This is a genomic window from Vibrio splendidus (genome assembly GCF_002873455.1).
Lineage (GTDB): Bacteria > Pseudomonadota > Gammaproteobacteria > Enterobacterales > Vibrionaceae > Vibrio > Vibrio splendidus_J.
This window is the reverse complement of sequence record NZ_MCUN01000026.1, coordinates 1-5,345: the sequence shown is the minus strand read 5'-3', so window position 1 is coordinate 5,345 and position 5,345 is coordinate 1. Positions and strand designations below refer to the sequence as shown.

Annotated in this window: 6 protein-coding genes and 2 pseudogenes; 5 read left to right on the top strand and 3 right to left on the bottom strand. The window is 39.9% G+C overall.

All coding sequences use genetic code 11. The annotated features are described in order from the left end of the window. Nucleotides 1-142 precede the first annotated feature (142 nt). Nucleotides 143-361 (top strand): annotated as a pseudogene (locus BCU75_RS24865) (IS91 family transposase); the annotation flags it as partial. A 268-nt stretch (nucleotides 362-629) separates the two neighbouring features. Here the strand turns inward: BCU75_RS24865 and BCU75_RS18400 are convergent. After that, nucleotides 630-1,019 carry an HIT family protein gene (locus tag BCU75_RS18400; RefSeq protein WP_017100563.1) on the bottom strand — a complete coding sequence of 130 codons (390 nt, stop codon included), beginning with the start codon at nucleotides 1,017-1,019 and terminating at the stop codon, nucleotides 630-632. A 440-nt stretch (nucleotides 1,020-1,459) separates the two neighbouring features. On the opposite strand from BCU75_RS18400, the gene BCU75_RS18395 reads away from it, so the two are divergent. From BCU75_RS18395 to BCU75_RS18380, 4 genes and pseudogenes are all read left to right on the top strand, one after another. After that, the gene (locus tag BCU75_RS18395; protein WP_102291320.1) at nucleotides 1,460-2,026 is read left to right on the top strand and encodes a Crp/Fnr family transcriptional regulator; all 567 of its coding nucleotides are present in this window, start codon (nucleotides 1,460-1,462) and stop codon (nucleotides 2,024-2,026) included. Nucleotides 2,027-2,124: 98 nt separating this feature from the next. Next, the gene (locus BCU75_RS18390; RefSeq protein ID WP_016799669.1) at nucleotides 2,125-2,646 is read left to right on the top strand and encodes a YgjV family protein; all 522 of its coding nucleotides are present in this window, start codon (nucleotides 2,125-2,127) and stop codon (nucleotides 2,644-2,646) included. A gap of 227 nt (nucleotides 2,647-2,873) precedes the next feature. Beyond that, on the top strand, nucleotides 2,874-3,137 hold the full coding sequence (locus BCU75_RS24640; protein WP_029203029.1) for a hypothetical protein: 264 nt from the start codon (nucleotides 2,874-2,876) through the stop codon (nucleotides 3,135-3,137). A gap of 922 nt (nucleotides 3,138-4,059) precedes the next feature. After that, nucleotides 4,060-4,301 (top strand): annotated as a pseudogene (locus BCU75_RS18380) (helix-turn-helix domain-containing protein). Between the two features lie 166 nt (nucleotides 4,302-4,467). Here BCU75_RS18380 and BCU75_RS18375 read toward each other — a convergent pair. Both BCU75_RS18375 and BCU75_RS18370 read right to left on the bottom strand, forming a co-directional pair. Further along, complete coding sequence (locus tag BCU75_RS18375) at nucleotides 4,468-4,824, bottom strand: hypothetical protein (RefSeq protein WP_102465131.1); 357 nt, start codon at nucleotides 4,822-4,824, stop codon at nucleotides 4,468-4,470. A 1-nt stretch (nucleotide 4,825) separates the two neighbouring features. Further along, the gene (locus tag BCU75_RS18370; protein ID WP_133148302.1) at nucleotides 4,826-5,299 is read right to left on the bottom strand and encodes a hypothetical protein; all 474 of its coding nucleotides are present in this window, start codon (nucleotides 5,297-5,299) and stop codon (nucleotides 4,826-4,828) included. Nucleotides 5,300-5,345: the final 46 nt, after the last annotated feature.

Here is a 5,345-nt window from a genome sequence, read left to right as displayed (position 1 = left end):
TGACCTCCTTTTTAATTTGGTTATCACGATTGTAGTTGGAAGGAAATGGACAAAAGCTTGTTACGATCTACGGAGCACACTGTATTTTCTGATTACTTCAGGTATAGAAAACATGGTTAGGCAAAAGGCAAGACTTGACCCCATTAGTTCGTTCGTGCTGCCCAAAGGGCTGCAACGGGTTCGAGACTATGGATTTATGCATGGCAATGCGAGGCGGTTAAGGCTGGCTATCTTACTCTTGCTGGCACCACAGTGGATCTGTCCGATGCTAACGTCTCTCCCTGTGCGCAGCAAAGCCGTACGAACGTGCCCTTGTTGCGAGCACGAAATGGTGTGCGTTGGGATCACCCGACCGAGCTAGCCAGCTGACGAGCCGAAAGGTGCTCGCTTATAAGGATAATGGTGCAATGAACACCGCGGAGGTCTAACACGTAAAAGAGACACAGGACAACTATCGGCTTGGGCAGGTCGTCAATGATCGGCTCAATGGCTTCATTCGGCTTGAAGACGCGAGGGGAGCCTAAACCCCTCTTGCTCAGACTGAGCAAATCACTAATAAAGGTGTCACCGTGACGGGCTTGTTCAACAACCAGATAAAGTGTCGGCTGGGCGACACTTATCCTTATTTGTTATAAGCGTGCCAGAGATTCGCGCAGTTTTTCTATGCTTTGAACTCCAATCTCACTACTTTTCCACCCAAATTTGTCACCATTAAACCTAGGAAAAATATGGAGATGGTAATGTGAAAGCTCATTGAATTTACCGTTATTTTGAATAAAAGATATACCATCTGGTTCAAAAGTTCGCTCAATACGTTGATAGAGGTCTCTGGCCACCGATTGAATTTCTGTAAGAACTTGGTCTGGTAATTCAATGTAACTTTCGTAAGGGTAGGTTGGGCAGATCAGTATGTGTCCAAAGTTAATAGGATCATGATCAGCGAAGGCTATAACATCACTAGACTCATATACGATTACAGCTTCAATTTCTCGATTAACTATTTGCTCTACTATTGTCATTTGACCTCTCTCGACCAAAGCTTATAACGCTTATTAGGCGACAAATTGTCGTCTTTCATCTTTCGGCAATGCCATCATTTTAATATTAACTCAACTGACAATCAATAAGTTATGACACATGAAGGGAAGTTAGATTGCAAGATGTAGCCTAATGACGAGAATGAACGGTTATCAACTCAATCGAATAAGTTTTAGTAGGGTAAACGCACGCCCTCTAAATTGTGTAGAGTATTTAATCTAAATGTTTTTGGGGCATAAACGATTTAGAAAATTAATTCAGTTTGTATATCTCTAGATAAGGTTTTGTATTGAAAACGTCTTAGCAAGTCGCCATCTTCACTTCACCACTGAATTACACCAATAATCATTAGTATCTTAAATATTTCTAGTGATTAAATGTGTTAGTCTTGGCGAAACAAAGCAAATATGGAACCTGTTTTATGTTGGGCAAGTTCACAGAGGTGACTGATTATTTTTCTGATATGGGTGTTCCGCCTCAAGCGGTTAAATCCCTGTCAACTCAGTTTAGATTGCTCTCACTGAACCCATCAGATATTTTGCTCGCACAGGGATCTCAGCAGGACTATGGTTATTTTATCATGTCCGGTATACTTAGAGCTTGTCATTACGGTGAGAATGGTCAGGAGCGATGCAAAGAGTTTTATTTTAAAGGTGAACTATGTTTCCTCTATTCAAGTTGGTTACAGGAAATGTCTGCCCAATATCAAATTGAAGCAATTACAACAGCAGAAGTGATAAGAATCCCCTTGAATTTACTGACATTGCCTTCGTTCTTACAAGCCAAAGTCACACTGTTACAACAACAGTTAATATTCAAAGAGCAAAAAGAGGCTCTGCTATTACTCCACACCCCTGAGCAAAGGTACCAGCATTTACTGCAGTATTGGCCAAATTGGTTAATCAAACTTAATAACATTCAGATAGCTAGCTATATCGGTATCAGCCCTGTCAGCCTATCGAGATTGAAAGCCAGAATTAAAAACTAAATATAAGAAGTAGGAATTAACTTTAGTTAATTCCTACTTTGGGATATGTACGCATAATCCCACCTCCATATTTATCATAAATTTTGTAGGAGGGAAGCATGTCGGCATTTCTTTGGTCCCAAGTATTGATAGCAATCGCCATTGTATTCGATCTGATATCATTTCAATTTAAACAAAGACAAAAAATTGTCTGTTGCTTATGTATATCAGGCATCCTGATTAGCACCCACTTTGCTCTACTAGAACAATGGACCGCTGCAAGCTTAATGTTACTCGCGAGTGTTCGCTATTTCACTAGCATTTTTACTACATCAAAAAAATTGATGCTCCTATTTTTAACATCTGCGGTAGTGATCACTGTGGTGACCTTTGTTGACTTTATCAGTTTGCTTAGTTTTGGCGGAACGCTATTTCAGACCACTGCTGCATTTTGTCAAAGTGATCAACGTTTACGTCAATTAATGATTTTCGGAACTTTGCTCTGGCTAATACACAATTATCTTGTAGGTTCTCCTACCGCTGTGCTGATGGAGTTGTTGTTTATTGGCAGCAATATTATTGGTTATTATCGTTATTATGGGATACATCTGAGTATGTTGAATCATAACAAGTCCATATAAATATATTAGGCAATACTTAAGTGACAAGCATCATGAAAACGGAGCATTTTTAGCAGGAGCGATTCATATTAATATGACCTAAATGACTACTAACTCTAAATCATTTGGGGCGTACGACGTGAGGTCGTACAGATATAAATGACTTAGAGCAATTACTCCAAATTGTTTAAATCTGATTAGAAAAAATAAGTTGATTGTCTTAAGCGCTTAAGAGCGAACTCATCAGATTGAACGATCGACTCATCGAAAACTATCACCTTTTGGCCTGTCATGACCTTCAAGGACTTCAATCAGCAGGTGTTGATATCGAAGAAGCAGATTTCGGTGTGAAACTTGAGGAGGCGATTCGTTCTATTCTAGAGCAACTAGGCATGACTGTTGATGAGGATTTGAGAAAAGATATCAATACAGCTAAAGACAAAGCTAACATCATCATTTCGTTAGAAAATGATGATGTTATCGTTGGTGAAACAAAGTCATTGAAAAATTGACAATTTTCCAAATGCTCTTCAACATCTAGGCAAGTTAAAGCATATGTTAAGCGCTGTGAAGCCAACGGGCATCGAGTCGATCAATGTTGCACCTGCATTTCCCGATGACTTCGTTGCTGCAGCTGATATGGATACAGAGATAAACATTTATTTACTAGAAGCTGAGGGATTACATAAAATTCTATCCGCATTTAAACAGCGTAGAAACCCCCAATTTTTCACCTAAATTATTGACTATAAGGTGGGCTACTGAAAGCTGTGCTTGACCTCAAAATTGCTCTAAACACTGTTTATTGTCCGTTGAGACCTAGGGGGGACCGCTAGGCATTTAATTTCTCCATCATTTAAAATTCTTGATGAACTAGAGCCAGATGGTTCACCTTCGCTAAGTCTAATATTGATGTATATGGCAAGGCCTGAAACAGCTAGATACTCTACTGGCATTAGGAAAAAGTTGGTCAAATGATGCTTAACAGAACTGTAAGGTCAACCCATCGTAAGAAAATTTGGAGCAGAAGTGCTTCATAGTGATTTTTGCAACAGGCTGTTGCAAAACTGGGATTGGAACTTGCAATGCAGCTTGTTGCACAAATAAATCTCACATTGGTTTCATGCGCTCTAAACACGTCTTGGGGCATTTTCGAGCTAGAAAGTGCCAAGGGTACAAATTCAACCTAAGAAACTCTTGGACATTTCTGTGTCAGTGGTTTTGTTAAATTAGCAATTAATGAATAACTACAGGTATGGTAAAGCTAGTTGTAAAGATCTAGTACGATGCATCAAATTGTACCGGAAAGAGGTTAGGTTAACGTGCGGGTCAAGTGGATTTTCGTTAAACTCCGTTTAATCATTAATCGAGATAATCTTCTCACTACCCGTAGAATCCAACCAATTTGAATGACCTCCTACCAATAAGAATCAATTGAAAAAGCTTATCCGAGAAGAATTACAACCAACTTGTTTTGATAGCAAATCAGCAACACCAGATATGTCTTGGATAACGCCCACTGTGCTTGAAATCTTATTTACTGAGTTGATAACCCACGCGGCAACCAATCAAAGGCCACTAGAATCTTGGGTATCAATAGAGGCAACTTCAGTAAAAAATTAAACAGGAGCACAAGTCGGGAGTTTCAACAAAGCCCCTTCACGGCGACGGCCTAAATGGTCACCGGAAGTCGTCGTCCGAAAGGAACTGCACCCGTTTTTTTGCTCTCATTAGCCTAATACGCATCATGACCTCAAACACATCATAATCTCAATACACAATAAAAATACCACCTTCTTTACTGCCCTCTTATTAACCGAATGCAGTATAAAGGCAGTAATATCACAACTGAAAACAGTAAAACATAATTGGAATAAAGAGCAGCGAAAGTACAGTGGATATCACCAACGCTAAAGAAAGGCTTTGCTTCATTTCATGGCTAGCACCTACGGTAAAACCCATGGTATTCAACCCAATTGGTAGTCCTGCCAACATTGCCATTTGAACCGCCATAGAGAAAGAAAAAGGAACCAGAGCAATGAAGAAAAACGCTGGCATCACTATCGTTTTTGCCAATGTCATCGACACTGCTGACTTGAAGCAATTACAATCAAACTTGCCCCGTGTTAAACGAGAACTCAGCACCCAAATAGAGCCTAGCTGTAATGTATTCACGATATAGGACTTAGCATTTTCCATATCAACCCCCATCCCATACATGTAACTGTGACAATACAACGCCTACTAGCATCGCCCACGACAAAAACGGAATGCTCTGAATACTCAAACATCGCTGATTACCCTGATTCTGAGCCGCTTTCATCAAGGAGGCAAAAAGAAACAAAACGATCGAATGCAAAGGGATAATCATGTAGATCAAACTAATCAAGAGACTTTCGTCTAACCAAAGAAATAAAGGTACTCCGACCAAAACCAAATTAGAAAAGCTAGCACTAAAAGCCATACTCAATGCTTCGCCCTGTTCAACAGCTTTCTGCCGCTTAAAAAATACATTCACGCAGATCATAAAGGCTAAAGCAAGCAAATAATAAACCCCAGAGTACCCAAGCGCAGCCCCCACATTTACTTCCTTTAACGACACTAAAAATAGCATTGCTAATGGAAGAAAATAGTGAATAAAGACTTTTTCGGTACTATCACGATATTTTTCCAAGGCATGGGATGCATTACTCCCACACGGCGTTGTTGCCTAAATCAGT

Bases quoted from the DNA above. Each gene is read 5' to 3' on its own strand.
- BCU75_RS18400 (WP_017100563.1), bottom strand. From the start codon at position 1,019: ATGACAATAGTAGAGCAAATAGTTAATCGAGAAATTGAAGCTGTAATC.
- BCU75_RS18395 (WP_102291320.1), top strand. From the start codon at position 1,460: ATGTTGGGCAAGTTCACAGAGGTGACTGATTATTTTTCTGATATGGGT.
- BCU75_RS18390 (WP_016799669.1), top strand. From the start codon at position 2,125: ATGTCGGCATTTCTTTGGTCCCAAGTATTGATAGCAATCGCCATTGTA.
- BCU75_RS18375 (WP_102465131.1), bottom strand. From the start codon at position 4,824: ATGGAAAATGCTAAGTCCTATATCGTGAATACATTACAGCTAGGCTCT.